Consider the following 15,451-nt stretch of genomic DNA (forward strand, 5'->3'; position numbering starts at 1 on the left):
GAATTTGTACAAAGCAATGAACTCGGATAAGAAACCGTTGTGCGTAAATTAAAGCACGATGAGCATTCTTAGGCGTTTCCTGATCCGGCATGGCGAGTTCGCCATTCAAAAAGAAAGTCAAAAGATGGCAAGCGATGAACCTGTCGTGAGGATGGCTGAAATAGAAATCGATCCGACCCATCTGGAAGCCTATCGCAGATTGCTTGCAGAGGAGATCGAGGCGTCTGTCCGTCTTGAAAATGGCGTGCTTGCGTTAAATGCGGTGGCGATCAAAGGCAGCCCGGAAAAGATTCGCATCCTCGAAGTTTATGCGAACCAGACTGCATATGAGGCGCATCTGCAAACGCCGCATTTCCTGAAATATAAAGAGGGTGTGGCAGGAATGGTGACATCGCTGACTTTGATCGAAGTTGAACCCGTAATGATGCGCAGTAAGCCATGAATTGGGATGACGTCCGCATATTCCTGGCCGTTGCCCGTTCCGGGCAGATCCTCGCCGCATCGAAACGGCTCGGTCTGAACCATGCAACGCTTTCGCGGCGATTGACGCTGCTGGAGCAGGCACTGAAGACCCAGCTTTTCATCCGCCGGACGAATGGCTGCGAAATGACCGAGGAAGGTCAGCGGTTTTTGGGTGCCGCCGAGCGCATGGAAACCGAAATGCTGAATGCCCAGGCCAATCTCGGCCGCGTCGATACGGCGGTGGCGGGAACGGTGCGCATCGGCGCGCCGGACGGTCTTGGCGTTTCCTTTCTCGCGCCACGGCTCGGCCGGCTGACGGCCCGTTATCCTGACCTCAAAATCCAGCTCGTGCCCGTGCCGCGTTCCTTCTCTTTGTCGCAACGCGAGGCCGATATTGCCATCACCATCGAACGGCCGGAACAGGGCAGGCTGATGTTCTCAAAGCTCACCGATTATTCGCTCGGGCTTTATGCCTCAGCGGACTATCTGGCCGAATATGGAACGCCGGCGGATGTCGAAGCGCTCAAGCGCCATCGTCGCATCGGTTACGTGGAGGACTTGATCTTCTCGCCCTCACTGAACTTTACCGGTGAGGTCATGCGCGACTGGGACGCCGCCTTTGAAATCTCCAGTGCCACCGGCCAGACGGAGGCGGTGCGGTCGGGGGCAGGCATCGGCATTCTGCACAATTACATCGCCGGGCAATATCCTGAACTTCTGCGGATCATGCCGCATATCAGCATCATCAGGTCCTATTGGACGGCCTATCACGAATCCGCCCGCCAATTGGTCCGTGTCCGCACGGTGGTTGATTTTCTTCAGGAACTCGTTGCCGAAGAGCGGCGAATCTTCGCCTGAGGTCGGCCGGTCGATCCATTAGTAATATTAATTACACAAGTTAGCCCGCTCCGGGCTTGACAAGGGGTGGCTGGCTGAACGACCAATGCAGCGATTGGGAGAGATCGGAACTGACATGTCGACTATGATACGAAAGCTTTCGCCGACTGGCCTCGGCGTGGCCGTCATGCTGCTTGGAATGCTGCTTTTCGCGTTGAACGATGCCATGGGAAAATGGCTCGTGTCGACCTATAGCCAGGGACAGGTTATCCTGATCCGAAGTGCTGCGGCCCTTGTCATCCTTGTCCCCATCGTCTGGCGAGCCGGCCTTTCCGGCCTAGTGAAGGTCGAGCGGCCCGGATTGCAGGCGGCGCGTGTCTTCTTCTCCACTGCCGAGCTTTTCTGTTTCTATTTCGCGGTTGCGAGCCTGCCACTGGCAGATGTCATGACCTACTGGCTGGCAGCGCCAATTTATGTGGCGGCTCTGGCGCCGTTTCTGCTCGGGGAAAAGGTCGGCTGGCGTCGCTGGACGGCCATCGCCATCGGTTTCATCGGCGTTCTCATCGCCTTGAAACCCAGTTCGGCAAGCCTCACTTCCGCTGCGCTGTTTTCCATTCTCGGCAGTGCTGCCTTCGCCTTCATGATGTTGTCCGGACGCCAGCTGCGCAATACGCCGGATACGGTGCTTGCCTTCTGGCAGATCATCGGTGCGGGGGTTGCGGGCATCGTTGCGGTGTTTCTGACCCCATCCGGCTGGCTGCCGGTCCAGTCCAGCTTCGATCTGGCGTTCCTCAGCCTGCTTGGCGTGGTCGCCATGGCGGCGCATGTGCTGGTCAATCGGGCTCTGAAGCTTGCCGATGCTGCGACCGTCGCGCCGCTGCAATATACGCTGCTGCTGTGGGCGGTGATCTTCGGCTGGGCATTCTTCGGGGATGTGCCGCATATCAGCATCGTCATCGGCGCGGGCCTGATTGTTCTATCCGGCCTCTATATTTTCTTCCGCGAAAATACGCTGAAGCGACGCCGCGAAACGGCGGAAGGACTGGTCGAAGAACAGGTTTGATCTTTCCTGAGCACTGTCGATACAATCACGGGACTTGACGAAGGCGTGATCTTCAGGGAGTAAGAGAAGGCCCTGCGATCATATGTCTCGCATGGGCAGAGGAAACAAAGGTGCCGGGCCCCTCTGGCGAGAGTTTTACGGCGCTCTCGCGATGTCGGTACCGCCTGCAAAAATTGGCCGGCGGATTAAAAACTATGAAAAACCTGAATGTGCTTCGCGCGCGTGCTTTCTGCGTGCGGCCTGACGCTCCGCGTCGGTCCGTGAACGTCCTCGTTATTGGAGGCGACCGGACATGAGCCCCGCCCAGAAAACCACGCTTTCCTACTTCAAGTGGGCATTTATCGTCACCATCGTCGGTCTGATCCTCGGCGGTTATCTCGGCTGGGAAATGACCGGAACGGTGGGCGGCACGGCGACGATCTTCTTTATCTGCGTCGTTCTTGCGGTGCTGGAAATCTCGCTCTCCTTCGACAACGCCATCGTCAACGCCAACAAGCTCAAGGATATGACGCCGGTCTGGCAGCACCGCTTCCTGACCTGGGGTATCCTGATTGCCGTTTTCGGCATGCGTATCGTCTTCCCGCTGCTCATCGTCGTCGTTGCCGCCAATGTCGGCCCCTGGACGGCAATCGTCATGGCGGCAACGCAGCCAGAACGTTATTCGGAAATCATGCGTGACGCCCATCTGCCGATTGCGGCTTTTGGCGGCACCTTCCTGATGATGGTCGGTCTCAATTTCTTCTTCGACCATGAAAAGGACGTTCACTGGGTGCGCTGGATCGAGGAAAAGGCTGCGACCTATTCCTCCGTCAAGGGCATCGAGATCGCCTTCGTGCTTGTCGTCATGCTGGTGTTTTCCCGTATCATCGGTGCCAGTGACAACCCGGAACTCGGCCCGGTCGCTGCCAACACCTTCTTCCATTCGGCGATCTGGGGTCTTTTGACCTTCCTCCTGGTGGAAGTCGTCGGCGGTATTCTCGATCGCAGCCAGGAAATGCTGGAAGGCGCGGCCAAAGGCGGCTTCGGTGCGTTTCTTTACCTCGAAGTGCTGGATGCCAGCTTCTCCTTCGACGGGGTGATTGGTGCTTTCGCACTGACCCAGAACCTCTTCATCATCGCCATCGGCCTCGGCATCGGCGCCATGTATGTGCGCTCGATGACGATCATGCTGGTTGAGAAGGGAACGCTTGCCGAATACCGCTATCTGGAACACGGCGCATTTTACGCGATCCTTATCCTGTCGGTCATCATGTATGTGCAGACCATGTTCCATATACCGGAGGTCATCACCGGTCTTGGCGGTGCGACCCTGATCGGTATTTCGCTCTGGTCGTCGATCCGCCATAACCGGCAGCAAGGCGCCAATGCCGCTGATACGGCCCGCGGCGCAGAAATCTGAGCAACGCGGAAATCTGATCCACAACGATCCTTGCCTTCCGCCTCTGCGGCGGAAGGTAGTTTTTAATCACTGAATTTCTGTCTGCTTATTTTTATTGCTCATCTGCGTTTGCAGAAAATCTGGCCGTGGCGCCAGGATCGCACGACAAATGGTTGTTTTTTCTCATATTTGTGCGCTGCAATAAAGTTGGCACGCTTCCTGCTTCTCTTGTTTTAAGTCCAGAGGGGACGTTGGAAGCCCGGAAAACGGGTCCAGAAACGCCGCCGCGCTGTTCGACCTATCCGGTCTGCAACAGCGCGGCGGTTTTGTTTGTGCGCCATGGTTCTTGAGTTTTGCCTTTCGTTGCCTGAAAAAGGCACGATAACGACTGGAAGGTTTATCAGTGTGCCTGCAGAACTTTCGCCCACGGAAGCCTTGGGGCTCTGGCATCGCGTCGCGATCGAGCAGGTCATTGCCGACGCGGCGGATTTGACCTTGCGCCAGACCGCCATCCTGCTGCAGATTTATCTCGTGCCGCCGCCGCACACCGTTCGCGGTCTCGCCGCAATGCTCGGCGTGACCAAGCCGGTCATCACCCGCGCACTCGACAGTCTCGGGGCGCTTGGGCTGGTCGACAGGGTGCGGGATGAACGGGACAGGCGCAATGTTGTGATAAAACGCACCGTCACTGGTGCGCTCTATCTGGAAAAATTCGGCGATCTGATTATTGATCAGGCGCGTAAGATCTAACTCTGGACGTGAAACCCATGATGCTCGACCGCCGCCTGAATGTCTTCCGCTCTGACCTCGCCGATGAAAAACTGCAAGGCGTGGTGCAGGCCGACCGCTTCGTCAGTGGTTCTCCCGCGCAAGTCGCCGTTCCCGTCATTGGCCTGCGACCGACGCCAGACTTAGCCTCCGGTATCGATACGGAGCTTTTGTTTGGCGAAACTGTTCGAGTTTTCGACAGAGCGAACGGCTGGGCATGGGTGCAGGCGGATGCCGATGGCTACGCCGGTTACGTGCCGGAAACCGCTATCGGCGATGTCGTTGCCGCCACCCATCGTGTCGTCGCGCCGCGCACCTTTCTCTATCCTGCCGCTGAACTGCGCAAGCCGCCGGTCGCGGCCCTTTCCATGGGCAGCCTTGTTCGCATCGTCGGCGAGGCGGAGACACGCGGCACCCGCTATCTGATGACTGAAAAAGGCGAGGGCATCATCGCCGCCCATTGCCGTGCCGTCGGTGATGCTCTCGAAGAGGATTATGTGGCGATAGCACTGCGCTTTATCGAGACGCCCTATCTGTGGGGCGGACGCTCCGGCCATGGCATCGATTGTTCCGGCCTCGTGCAGCTTTCCATGGCAATGGCGGGTCGGCGGGTTCTGCGCGATACCGACATGCAGGTGAAGTCGCTCGGCGTGGAGATAGAGCGCGACGAATTGCGCCGCGGTGATCTTGTTTTCTGGAAGGGCCATGTCGGCCTCATGGAAAACGAGGAAACGCTGCTTCACGCCAATGGGCATACGATGAATGTCGCTCGCGAAAATCTCGATGCGGCCATCGAGCGTATCGGCTGGCTTTATGAAAAGCCGACGGCTTTTCGTCGTCTAGAGGGCTGAGAAAGCCGTTTTCACGAAATCGTGCCCGCCCCACCCTTTGTAGGACGGTCGTCAACGGCCTACATCTGAGGAAGGATGGTACGGGATCGGCATCGATGAAGACAAAAACCGCGACAAAATTGGCAGCATTCCTGACGGCGGTTCTATTGAGCGCCTCGGCTCAGGCGCAGACCGTTTTCCAGAATGGCTTTGCCCCGGCACCCGATGCCTATGCGAACCTGCCTGGTGTCAAGGATCCGCGCACGCTGCAGCCCAAGGTGCGTTATACCTGCCACAGCGAACTGGGAAGAACCGGATATTCCAGAGGTGCCTACCGCAATGTTTTTGGCAGCCGGGGACTTCCCGTTCAGGGTTATCGCTGCACGGATGAAAATGGTATTTCCAGCTTCGGTGGCAGAAATCCGGTCTCGAAGGACTGGTATCCCGGCATCAATCCCGTCGACCCGACCTTCTGAGGCAAAGGCATTGAGTGCCTCTGCCCGAAAGGTGCGGTACGCTTTTCGAAAAATCCGATGCGTGCGCAAAACTAAGGCCCTCTGCCGTCGGTGCTCTGGACTTGTTGTCGCTTTTTCAGATAAGTCTTTGCCATGACAGGTTGAGACCTGCCGAGGTGCGGGGTGACGTCGGGTCTCGGCCGATGTTGGGGAATGCGAGCATGACGAAGACCGATATAGCGACCCGTGTCCACAATCACACCTGGAAGCTCGATCCGATCGTTCGCAGCCTGATCGATACGGATTTTTACAAGCTCTTGATGTTGCAGATGATCTGGAAGCTCTATCCGGAAGTCGACGCGACATTTTCCCTGATCAACCGTACCAAGACGGTGCGGCTGGCCGAGGAGATTGACGAGATGGAACTGCGTGAGCAGCTCGATCACGCGCGCACCCTGCGTCTCTCCAAGAAGGAGAACATCTGGCTCGCGGGTAACTCCTTTTACGGTCGCTCGCAGATTTTCGAGCCGGAGTTCCTCTCCTGGCTTTCGAGTTATCAATTGCCGGAATATGAGCTTTTCAAACGTGACGGGCAGTATGAACTGAACTTCCACGGCCGTTGGATGGATACGACGCTCTGGGAAATTCCGGCGCTGGCAATCATCAACGAGTTGCGCTCGCGCAGCGCCATGCGTTCGCTCGGTTATTTCACACTGGATGTCCTTTATGCCCGGGCGAAGGCCAAGATGTGGGAAAAGGTCGAACGGCTGCGGGAACTGCCGGGCCTGCGCATTTCCGATTTCGGCACGCGCCGTCGCCACAGCTTCCTGTGGCAACGCTGGTGCGTCGAGGCGCTGAAGGAAGGCATTGGACCGGCTTTCACGGGCACGAGCAATGTTCTGCTCGCCATGGACTCCGATCTCGAAGCCGTAGGTACCAACGCGCATGAATTGCCGATGGTCGTTGCAGCACTTGCGCAGACGAACGAGGAACTGGCGGCCGCCCCCTATCAGGTTCTGAAGGACTGGAACCGACTTTATGGCGGTAACCTGCTGATCGTGCTGCCTGATGCCTTCGGCACGGCAGCGTTTTTGCGCAACGCGCCGGAATGGGTGGCGGACTGGACTGGCTTTCGTCCAGACAGCGCGCCGCCGATCGAAGGCGGCGAAAAGATCATCGAGTGGTGGCAGAAGATGGGCCGCGACCCGCGCAAGAAAATGCTGATCTTTTCCGATGGCCTCGATGTCAACGCGATCATCGACACCTACCGGCATTTCGAAGGCCGGGTTCGCATGAGCTTCGGCTGGGGCACCAATCTTACCAACGACTTTGCCGGCTGCGCGCCGAAGACCATCGCCAGCCTCAAGCCGATCTCGATCGTCTGCAAGGTCAGCGATGCCAATGGCCGGCCGGCGGTCAAGCTTTCGGACAATCCGCAAAAGGCGACGGGCGAGCCGGCCGAAGTGGAACGTTACCTGAAGTTCTTCGGAGAGGAAGACCACAAGGAACAGAAGGTTCTGGTTTGAGAAAGACCGGGCGCTCCTGTCAACGAAGCGCCCGGGGAAGTAATTACTTCGCGAATTGATGTGCGATGTAATGGAAGAGCGCCCGGATACCCTGCGCCTCGCCGCCAATCGACGAGTGATGCCTCTCGCTCAGTGACCAGCCGTAAATGTCGAAATGCGCCCAGCGCTTGGTGTTGGTCACGAAACGCTTGAGAAACAGGGCTGCCGTGATCGAGCCGGCCATGCCGCCTGACGGGGCGTTGGTGATATCGGCTGCCCGCGAGCGGATATCCTTGTCATATCCCATATAGAGCGGCATCCGCCACAGCGGGTCGTCGATATCGATGCTGGCTTCCGCGATGTCGTGGGCCAGATCTTCGTCATCGGTATAAAAAGGCGGCAGATCCGGGCCAAGGGCAACGCGGGCGGCACCCGTCAGCGTCGCCATGTCGATCATCAGGTCCGGCGCATCCTCATCGGCATAGGCCAGTGCATCCGCCAGAACGAGACGTCCCTCGGCGTCAGTATTGTCGATCTGCACCGTCAGGCCTTTGCGGCTTTTGTAGATGTCGCCGGGGCGGAAAGCATTGGAAGAGATGGAATTTTCGACGGCTGGTACAAGTACGCGAAGGTCGACCGGCAGCTTCGCGTCCATGATCATCAGTGCAAGGCCAAGAACATTGGCCGCTCCACCCATATCCTTCTTCATCAAAGCCATGGAGGCAGCGGGTTTGATATCGAGACCGCCGGTATCAAAGCAGACGCCCTTGCCGACGAGGGTGAGACGCGGATTGCCCTTCTTGCCCCAGTTCATCTCAAGGAGGCGCGGTGCGCTTTCGCTGGCGCGGCCAACGGCGTGGATCAGGGGGAAGTTTTCCTTCAACAGATCGTCGCCCGTGGTGACGCTGACCTTTGCCTTATAATGAGCGGCGAGGGCACGGAAGGCGATTTCAAGCTCGTCCGGCCCCATGTCATTGGCCGGTATATTGATGAGATCGCGGGCAAGGAAAACGCCGGCCAGAATGCGCTTGATCTCGCCGTCTTCCGCATCCTGCGGAATGAGAAGCTTTGCCCCGTTGGTCTTGGTGGTTCTGTATTTGTCGAAGCGATAGCTGCCGAGGCCGAAGCCGAGCGCCAGGCGGTTGGCGGTCAGGGGCGCCGTTTCGATGTGCCACTCGCCTTCCGGCAGTTCACGGGCGAGTTTGCCGGTTATGAAGGGAATTTCGGAGGGATTGCCGCCAAGCCCGAGAAGCGCGCCACCCAGCGAACCGTCGGCCGAAGGCACGAGCAGGATGGCGCCTGCTTCTGCCTTGAACCCGGCCTTTTTCGCCCAGTCCAGAGCGACAGGATCGATGGCGCCCTGTTCGATATGGGCTGGCGTGACGGCAAAAACCGGTAAGGTGCTGCCGGCCTTCGAGCTGAAAGGGGTGGGGCGTTCGATGAACTGATAGGGCGCCATTGTATGCTTCCGTTGGTGCGTCGGCCCGAAAATCGGAATGATTTTCGACAGGAACGATGCGTAGTTTCAAAGTGCCGGAGCGGCCTTTTGCATCCTCTCGGACGCGGCGCTCCAGTGTCGTGAATCGGTGCGATTAACGCTCTGTTAGGGTTAACAGATTATTGCTTTAGTGAAAGTTGCGTCATGTGAGTCTGTCGTATGTCGGGCGCAAGATCGATCATTTTTGGGCGGGGGCGCTGCCATGACTGCTTTTTCTTTGGCTAAAACAGGCCGGACCGGATTGCTGCGCGGAACATGCCTGGTAGCGCTGGTTCTGGCCGTTTCCGGATGCGCGAGCACCAACAAGCCGGATCGCATGTCCACTGGTTCCATTCCCGCCGCCACGCGTTCCTATGACACGATGAACATGGATCAACTGCGGCAGGCGGAAGCGACCGCCGGCAAGGCCTATGAGCGCAGCCCCAAAGACAAGTCGGTGGGCATGAACTATGCCAGTGTTCTGATGATGACGGGCAAAAATACCCAGGCGCTCGCCGTCATGCAGCAGATTGCCATCGCCAATCCGGCGGATCGCGATGTGCTTGCGGCCTATGGCAAGGCGCAGGCGGCGGCCGGCCAGCTGGAGCAGGCGCTTTCGACCATACAGCGGGCACAGACGCCCGACCGTCCCGACTGGCGGCTTTACTCCGCCGAAGGTGCGGTGCTCGATCAGCTTGGACGCTCGAACGAGGCGCGCTCGCGGTACCGGCAGGCGCTCGACCTCAAGCCGAACGATCCAAGCGTGCTTTCGAACCTCGGCATGTCCTATGTCCTGTCGAGTGATCCCCGCACCGCCGAAACATATTTGCAGTCCGCCATTTCGCAGCCCGGCGCGGACAGCCGCGTCCGCCAGAACCTCGCGCTTGTTGTGGGTCTTCAGGGACGTTTCGCCGAAGCCGAGCGCATCGCGGTTCAGGAGCTTTCGGCGCAGCAGGCGCAGGCAAATCTCACCTATCTGCGCGCGATGCTCTCACAGCAGAATTCCTGGCAGCAGCTGGCGAAAAAAGACGCAAAGCCTGCAGGCTGATAAGGCTTTTAGGTGCAGCCGCCGGCATAAGTGGCCGGCGATCTTGCCAGCCGGGATCGGAATATACCGCCGCGCAAAATGCCGGCGGTTTTTTATTTGAACGTGTCCATAACCCGGATGATGGCCGGCCCGAGGATGACGGCGATGAGCACCGGTAGGAAGAATATGATCATTGGCACGGTCAGTTTCGGTGGCAGCGCCGCGGCTTTCTTTTCGGCCTCGTTCATGCGCTCGTCACGGCCTTCCTGCGCAAGAACGCGTAGCGCCTGAGCCAGCGGCGTGCCATAGCGCTCCGCCTGGATAAGCGCCTGCACCACGCTTTTGACCCCATCCAGCTGTGTTCGCATACCGAAGTTCTCCAGGGCAATGCGCCTGTCCTGAAGGAAGGAGAGCTCGGCTGTCGTCAGCATCATTTCTTCCGCCAGTTCGGGTGACTGCTCGCCCATTTCTTCCGCCACACGGCGCATCGCGGCTTCCATCGAGACACCGGATTCTATGCAGATCAGCATCAGATCCAGCGCATCCGGCCACGCACGCTTGATCGACCCCTGTCGCTTTGTCATGGCGTTGGAAACGTAGATATTCGGCGCGTAAAAACCGATATAGCCGAAAAGCAGGACAGCCATCAGCCTGACGACAAAGGCCTTGTCAGCGAGGTTTCCCAGGACGAAAACCCAGGTAAAAGCGATGGCAAGAAAGGCGAATGGCAGGACGAATCGCGCGGCGAGAAATGTGTTGAGCGCATTCTGTGAACGAAAACCCGCTGCACGCAGCTTGTTCATCGTATTCGCGTCGGCAAGTGCTTCCTGAAGATTGAACCTTTCGACGATGCGGCGCGCGGACTTGTTGTTGCTGCCGCGCAACGAGGTCTTTCCGTCTCTGGAGGTCGTTGCGAGCCGCTCGCGTTCGCGGCTGCGGATAACATCGCGTTCCGTCGACACCGCTTTCATGCGCTTGGCGAAGTCCTTGCGCTCGAAGAACGGCATGATGAGGGTGTAAAGGGTGGCAAAAACCGCAAGCGTGACCAGAATGGCAATGATCGTCTGCGGATCCGTCAGGCGGGAAACGAGATTTCCTGTCATGGCCCCGCCCTCAGATATCGAAATTGATCATTTGGCGCATGATGAAAATGCCAATCAGCATCCAGATGCCGGATGCTCCGAGAATGATGTGCCCGCGCAAATCGGTGAAAAGCACAGACAGGTAATCGGGCGACGTGAAGTGCACCAGCGTCATGACGATGAAAGGCAGTGCCCCAATGATGACCGCCGAGGCTTTCGCCTCCATTGAGAGGGCATTCACCTTGGCGCGCATCTTCTTGCGGTCACGCAGAACTTTTGAAAGATTGGACAGCGCTTCTGAAAGATTGCCGCCCGCCTGCGCCTGAATGGTAATGACGGTGCCGAAGAAACTGACCTCGAACAGGGGCATGGTCAGCATCATACGCTCGATTGCCTGCGGAATGCTGATCCCGACCTGTTGTGCATCGACAACCCGCTGAAATTCCGTTTTCACCGGCTCCTGGCCATCGGATGCGATCAATCGCACGGCGTCGTTCAGCGGCAACCCGGACTTGATCGACCGGCACATGACGTCCAGCGAATTGGGAAACTCCTCCAGGAATTTTTTCTGCCGCCGCTTGAGAAGAAAGGCCAATACCCACCGTGGCAGTCCCAACCCAACGACCACTCCTATAAGCAGAGCGATGAGCGGCGACAGGCCATAAAGAATTGCTATGATACCGGCGGCAACAGCCCCGCCTGCGCTCAGCAGGTGGAACTGCCGGATCGAAAGTCGCAGGCCAGCCTGAACCAGTTTGTCGCGCAAACTGACATTCTTTGTCCTTTTTGCCTTTTCATTTTGTTTCTTTTCCATTTCCCGCAGGCTGTCCTGCATGGATTTGCGGCGTTTGCCGAGCTCCTGGACCCGGTCGCGCGCAGCTTTGATATTGGCGTGGTCCGTTTCCGCAGCCTTCACCCGCTTGAAACGGCTGGTGGTCTTTTTTTCGACCTCTATCTGCTGAAAAAGGAAGGCGTAAGCCAGCGCTCCTGCCGAAATGGCGACAAGTACGGCCAGTAACAGGATTGTCGGGTCCATGGCAGTCGCCTTCCCTTAGGATGTCTTTTCCATTTCGTCGAGCGCGGCCGCCAGACGTTTCTCTTCGCCATAATAACGTGCGCGATCCCAGAAATGCGGTTTGCTGATGCCGGTCGACACATGTCTGCCGATCAGCTTGCCATTCGCATCTTCGCCTTCAATCTCGTACCGCATCAAATCCTGGGTAACGATGACGTCGCCTTCCATGCCGATGACTTCGGTAACCTGCGTTATCCGGCGGGAGCCGTCGCGCAGGCGCGCCGCCTGAACGACGATATCGATTGATCCGGAGATAATTTCGCGCACGGTCTTGGCCGGCAGGGTAAAGCCACCCATGGCAATCATGGATTCGATACGGCTAAGGCATTCACGCGGCGTGTTGGCGTGCAGCGTCCCCATCGAGCCGTCGTGACCGGTGTTCATGGCCTGAAGCAGGTCGAAAACTTCCGGTCCACGCACTTCGCCGACGATGATACGTTCTGGACGCATACGAAGGCAGTTCTTGACCAGATCGCGCATGGTGATCTCGCCTTCACCTTCGATGTTTGGCGGGCGTGTTTCCAGCCTCACCACATGCGGCTGCTGCAGTTGCAGTTCGGCCGTGTCCTCACAGGTGATGACACGTTCGTCCCTGTCAATGAAACTGGTCAGGCAGTTGAGCAGCGTGGTCTTGCCGGAGCCAGTACCGCCCGAAATGACAATATTGCAGCGTACGCGCCCGATGATCTTGAGCAAGGTCGCGCCTTCGGGCGTGATTGCGCCGAAACGTACCAGCTGATCGAGTGTCAGCTTGTCCTTCTTGAATTTTCGGATCGTCAGCGCCGGTCCGTCAATGGCAAGCGGCGGCGCGATGACGTTGACGCGTGATCCGTCCGGCAGGCGGGCGTCGCATATCGGGCTCGATTCATCCACACGCCGGCCGACCTGGCTGACGATACGCTGGCAGATGGACAGCAACTGGCCGTTGTCACGAAAGCGGATGTCGGATTCAATGGTCTTGCCGCCAACTTCGATGAAGGTCTGGCCGGATCCGTTGACCATGATATCGGCAATATCGTCGCGGGCGAGAAGCGGCTCCAGCGGGCCGTAACCGAGAACGTCATTGCAGATGTCTTCGAGCAGTTCTTCCTGCTCGGCAATCGACATGGCGAAGTTCTTGATCGTGATGATATCGTTGACGATATCGCGAATTTCCTCGCGCGCGCTCTCCGCGTCGAGCTTGGCAAGCTGCGAAAGGTCGATCGTATCGATGAGCGCAGAGAAAACCTGGCTCTTGGTGTTGTAATAATCTTCCGTGCGCGCGCGTTTTTTCTGCGGCGACTGCGATGTTGCCTGCGCCTGGCGCGTCGCGGGCGACTGGCCGGGTTCAAGCGTGTCGATCGTAAGAGGCCGAGGCTCGGCTGCCACCGCCGCCTGCATGGGGACAGCTGCGGCCAAATCCGGCTTTGTGTTTCTGGATGGGCCGTCAGACCCGCGTTTTCCGAACATCGGCGTTTCCGTCTAAGGACGCACAGGCGAAGCCTATTTGCGCTTGAGAATATTCTTGAGTTTGTCCAGGCCGCCGCGTTTGCTTTTGCGCAGCACGGTACGGCCGGTAATCGTATGGGCGATCTGTGAGAAAGTTTCCGCGATCTGGGATTTTTCATCCATCTCGCTGATCATGCGACCACTGTTGGCGGCATTTCCAAACAGCAGGGTATCGAACGGAATGATCGCAATCGGCTCGATTTCCAACGGCTCGAGAAAGTCCGCCGGCGCGATTTCCGGACGTTTCGGCATGCCCACCTGATTGAGAATGAGGTGCGGTAACTTGTCATTCGGTCGCAGTTTTATCAGCGCATCGAACAGGTTCTTCGTATTACGCAGATTTGCGAGATCGGGAACCGCCGTAATCACCACTTCATCGGCTTCCGCAAGGACTGCCCGCGTCCAGTCGCACCATTGGTGGGGAAGATCGAGGACCGCAACAGGGGCGCTACGCTGCAGAACCTCGAGAATTGGGAGAAAAGCCTGGCGATCGAGATCATATGTCCTGTCGAGAAGCGACGGCGCCGCCAGGAGTGACAGATGGTCGGAGCATTTCGTCAAAAGACGGTCGAGAAACACCTCGTCCAGCCGTTCCGGTGAAAACACGGCTTCCGCCATGCCTTGGGCAGGGTCCTGATCAAAATCGATATTGGCCGTGCCATAGGCAAGGTCCATGTCGGCCAGGATGGTTTCGGTGGAAAACAGCGTGGATATGCCGAAGGCGCAGTTATGCGCGATCGTCGAGGACCCCACCCCGCCTTTTGCGCCGATGAAGGCAATGTTGCGGCCGAGCGGTTCCGCCTCCGGATCGACGAAGATCGTCGCGATCGAGGCTAGCAGATCGGCCATGCTGACCGGGGCGACAAGGTATTCGGAAATGCCATTACGGATGAGATCGCGATAAAGCGTTATGTCATTGTGTCGGCCGATGATGATGACACGGGTGGTGGGGTCGCAAACCTCCGCCAGCGGCGCGAGATCATCCAGCAGCGAAGCGGGTGCACTTGCCGTCTCCAGGATGATGAGATTGGGCGTGGGCGAAGCGGAAAACATCGTGGCTGCCGCGTTGATGTCGCCCTTGGTCACCCGAAGGGTCACCTTGCTCATGCGTCTGTCGCCGGACAATGCGTCCATGACGCCCTGCATATTGTCGCTGACACAGAAGGCATGGACGGAAATGCGGGGCAGGGGCCGCAGACGATCCATGTCCCCGGCGCGGACGGGCGCGGCGTCTGTGCCGCCGCTTGATTTGATATCGTATTCTACAGCGCTCATCGTCTATCCTGCCGTAACAAATGGTGGAACCACATCAGTCCGTCGTCGCCGTCGTGCTCTTGCCGCGATAGGAGTCTATGACCACGGCGCGACGCTCGGCATCGATCGGACTCATGCCCCGCGGGCCGACCAGATCCATTGGATTGGCAACCTGTGCGGCGAGATTGCTCTGCGAAGCGCATCCGAAATTGTACCAGTTCTTGTTGGCGAAGGTGTTGTCCGAAAGGTCTTCGGGCCACTGGCCGCATTGCCCGGTCATGGCGGTAACAGCGACATAACTCAGGCGGATGGGGGCGGCATCGCCGTTGGGGGATGCCGCATAACGTGTTTCCATGATTTTGCCCGAAGGGACGCCAGCGCCGGAAAGCGTTGAACGGATCTGCTTTGCCATTCTGGAGGCCGCTGCCGAATTGGCTGATCCCGATGGCGTCTGAATATTGATGATGCCGGTCGACATGGATGCGTAATTCTGGGCGAAACCACGAACGTTATCCGCCACTGCGGTGGTCAAGCGGCTGTCGCCCGCTGAAACCGGAATATCCAGCGAGTGCTCCGCTTCCGAAAGGGTGATCGGATGACGTGTGCGATAATCATCGGGAATGGCATTGGTTGTTAGCGGATCGCGTGCGCAGCCTTGCAGCAGGCCGGCGACGAGCGCAACCATGGAGACGAGACCGGCCCGTCTGAGGGAAGAAGAAGAGGTTATTTCCGGCATGACGTTCCCTGCCC

Annotated in this window: 15 protein-coding genes; 9 read left to right on the top strand and 6 right to left on the bottom strand. The window is 58.1% G+C overall.

Translation table 11 applies throughout. From position 1 onward, the window contains the following. The first annotated feature begins 124 nt into the window (after positions 1-124). The 8 genes from EXN68_RS10800 (at position 125) to pncB (ending at position 7,319) form a co-directional block, all read left to right on the top strand. A complete protein-coding gene (locus EXN68_RS10800) occupies positions 125-442 on the top strand; it encodes a putative quinol monooxygenase (protein ID WP_142841255.1) in 318 nt (105 codons plus the stop codon). Continuing rightward, entirely contained in the window at positions 439-1,320 is an 882-nt protein-coding gene (locus EXN68_RS10805; protein WP_142840820.1) for a LysR family transcriptional regulator, read from the top strand. Before EXN68_RS10800 ends, EXN68_RS10805 begins: the two co-directional genes overlap by 4 nt. A gap of 124 nt (positions 1,321-1,444) precedes the next feature. Beyond that, positions 1,445-2,362, top strand: coding sequence for a DMT family transporter (locus EXN68_RS10810; protein ID WP_142841257.1), 918 nt, complete (start codon positions 1,445-1,447; stop codon positions 2,360-2,362). Between the two features lie 292 nt (positions 2,363-2,654). Further along, a complete protein-coding gene (locus EXN68_RS10815) occupies positions 2,655-3,761 on the top strand; it encodes a DUF475 domain-containing protein (RefSeq protein WP_052820170.1) in 1,107 nt (368 codons plus the stop codon). A gap of 384 nt (positions 3,762-4,145) precedes the next feature. Further along, the gene (locus EXN68_RS10820) at positions 4,146-4,490 is read left to right on the top strand and encodes a MarR family transcriptional regulator (RefSeq protein ID WP_142840821.1); all 345 of its coding nucleotides are present in this window, start codon (positions 4,146-4,148) and stop codon (positions 4,488-4,490) included. Between the two features lie 17 nt (positions 4,491-4,507). Continuing rightward, positions 4,508-5,359, top strand: coding sequence for a C40 family peptidase (locus EXN68_RS10825; protein WP_142840822.1), 852 nt, complete (start codon positions 4,508-4,510; stop codon positions 5,357-5,359). 95 nt (positions 5,360-5,454) lie between these two features. Then, the gene (locus tag EXN68_RS10830) at positions 5,455-5,814 is read left to right on the top strand and encodes a hypothetical protein (protein WP_142840823.1); all 360 of its coding nucleotides are present in this window, start codon (positions 5,455-5,457) and stop codon (positions 5,812-5,814) included. A gap of 200 nt (positions 5,815-6,014) precedes the next feature. Beyond that, a complete protein-coding gene (gene pncB / locus EXN68_RS10835) occupies positions 6,015-7,319 on the top strand; it encodes a nicotinate phosphoribosyltransferase (RefSeq protein ID WP_046799208.1) in 1,305 nt (434 codons plus the stop codon). Positions 7,320-7,362: 43 nt separating this feature from the next. Here the strand turns inward: pncB and EXN68_RS10840 are convergent, their stop codons facing one another. Beyond that, positions 7,363-8,757, bottom strand: coding sequence for a leucyl aminopeptidase family protein (locus tag EXN68_RS10840; protein WP_142840824.1), 1,395 nt, complete (start codon positions 8,755-8,757; stop codon positions 7,363-7,365). Between the two features lie 241 nt (positions 8,758-8,998). Between EXN68_RS10840 and EXN68_RS10845 the strand changes: the two genes are divergently transcribed. After that, complete coding sequence (locus tag EXN68_RS10845) at positions 8,999-9,823, top strand: tetratricopeptide repeat protein (RefSeq protein ID WP_142840825.1); 825 nt, start codon at positions 8,999-9,001, stop codon at positions 9,821-9,823. A 92-nt stretch (positions 9,824-9,915) separates the two neighbouring features. On the opposite strand, the gene EXN68_RS10850 is transcribed toward EXN68_RS10845, so the two are convergent. Genes EXN68_RS10850 through EXN68_RS10870 form a run of 5 tightly spaced genes read right to left on the bottom strand, consistent with a single transcriptional unit; the run spans position 9,916 to position 15,437 of the window. Then, on the bottom strand, positions 9,916-10,905 hold the full coding sequence (locus tag EXN68_RS10850; protein ID WP_046799210.1) for a type II secretion system F family protein: 990 nt from the start codon (positions 10,903-10,905) through the stop codon (positions 9,916-9,918). A 10-nt stretch (positions 10,906-10,915) separates the two neighbouring features. Continuing rightward, positions 10,916-11,920, bottom strand: coding sequence for a type II secretion system F family protein (locus EXN68_RS10855; RefSeq protein ID WP_142840826.1), 1,005 nt, complete (start codon positions 11,918-11,920; stop codon positions 10,916-10,918). A gap of 15 nt (positions 11,921-11,935) precedes the next feature. Further along, positions 11,936-13,408: a TadA family conjugal transfer-associated ATPase gene (locus EXN68_RS10860; protein WP_142840827.1), complete on the bottom strand. Its 1,473-nt coding sequence runs from the start codon at positions 13,406-13,408 to the stop codon at positions 11,936-11,938. Positions 13,409-13,441: 33 nt separating this feature from the next. After that, positions 13,442-14,722: a CpaE/TadZ family protein gene (locus EXN68_RS10865; RefSeq protein WP_142840828.1), complete on the bottom strand. Its 1,281-nt coding sequence runs from the start codon at positions 14,720-14,722 to the stop codon at positions 13,442-13,444. A 34-nt stretch (positions 14,723-14,756) separates the two neighbouring features. Beyond that, a complete protein-coding gene (locus tag EXN68_RS10870) occupies positions 14,757-15,437 on the bottom strand; it encodes a CpaD family pilus assembly protein (RefSeq protein ID WP_142840829.1) in 681 nt (226 codons plus the stop codon). Between the last annotated feature and the right edge of the window lie 14 nt (positions 15,438-15,451).

Source organism: Martinezella rhizogenes (assembly GCF_007002745.1).
GTDB classification, from domain to species: Bacteria; Pseudomonadota; Alphaproteobacteria; order Rhizobiales; family Rhizobiaceae; genus Agrobacterium; species Agrobacterium cucumeris.

Excerpts from the sequence above, each read along its gene's own strand:
- EXN68_RS10855 (WP_142840826.1), bottom strand. The coding sequence starts at position 11,920 with ATGGACCCGACAATCCTGTTACTGGCCGTACTTGTCGCCATTTCGGCA.
- EXN68_RS10805 (WP_142840820.1), top strand. The coding sequence starts at position 439 with ATGAATTGGGATGACGTCCGCATATTCCTGGCCGTTGCCCGTTCCGGG.
- EXN68_RS10825 (WP_142840822.1), top strand. The coding sequence starts at position 4,508 with ATGATGCTCGACCGCCGCCTGAATGTCTTCCGCTCTGACCTCGCCGAT.
- EXN68_RS10840 (WP_142840824.1), bottom strand. The coding sequence starts at position 8,757 with ATGGCGCCCTATCAGTTCATCGAACGCCCCACCCCTTTCAGCTCGAAG.
- EXN68_RS10860 (WP_142840827.1), bottom strand. The coding sequence starts at position 13,408 with ATGTTCGGAAAACGCGGGTCTGACGGCCCATCCAGAAACACAAAGCCG.
- EXN68_RS10850 (WP_046799210.1), bottom strand. The coding sequence starts at position 10,905 with ATGACAGGAAATCTCGTTTCCCGCCTGACGGATCCGCAGACGATCATT.
- EXN68_RS10810 (WP_142841257.1), top strand. The coding sequence starts at position 1,445 with ATGATACGAAAGCTTTCGCCGACTGGCCTCGGCGTGGCCGTCATGCTG.
- EXN68_RS10830 (WP_142840823.1), top strand. The coding sequence starts at position 5,455 with ATGAAGACAAAAACCGCGACAAAATTGGCAGCATTCCTGACGGCGGTT.
- EXN68_RS10845 (WP_142840825.1), top strand. The coding sequence starts at position 8,999 with ATGACTGCTTTTTCTTTGGCTAAAACAGGCCGGACCGGATTGCTGCGC.
- EXN68_RS10865 (WP_142840828.1), bottom strand. The coding sequence starts at position 14,722 with ATGAGCGCTGTAGAATACGATATCAAATCAAGCGGCGGCACAGACGCC.
- EXN68_RS10870 (WP_142840829.1), bottom strand. The coding sequence starts at position 15,437 with ATGCCGGAAATAACCTCTTCTTCTTCCCTCAGACGGGCCGGTCTCGTC.
- pncB (WP_046799208.1), top strand. The coding sequence starts at position 6,015 with ATGACGAAGACCGATATAGCGACCCGTGTCCACAATCACACCTGGAAG.
- EXN68_RS10815 (WP_052820170.1), top strand. The coding sequence starts at position 2,655 with ATGAGCCCCGCCCAGAAAACCACGCTTTCCTACTTCAAGTGGGCATTT.
- EXN68_RS10800 (WP_142841255.1), top strand. The coding sequence starts at position 125 with ATGGCAAGCGATGAACCTGTCGTGAGGATGGCTGAAATAGAAATCGAT.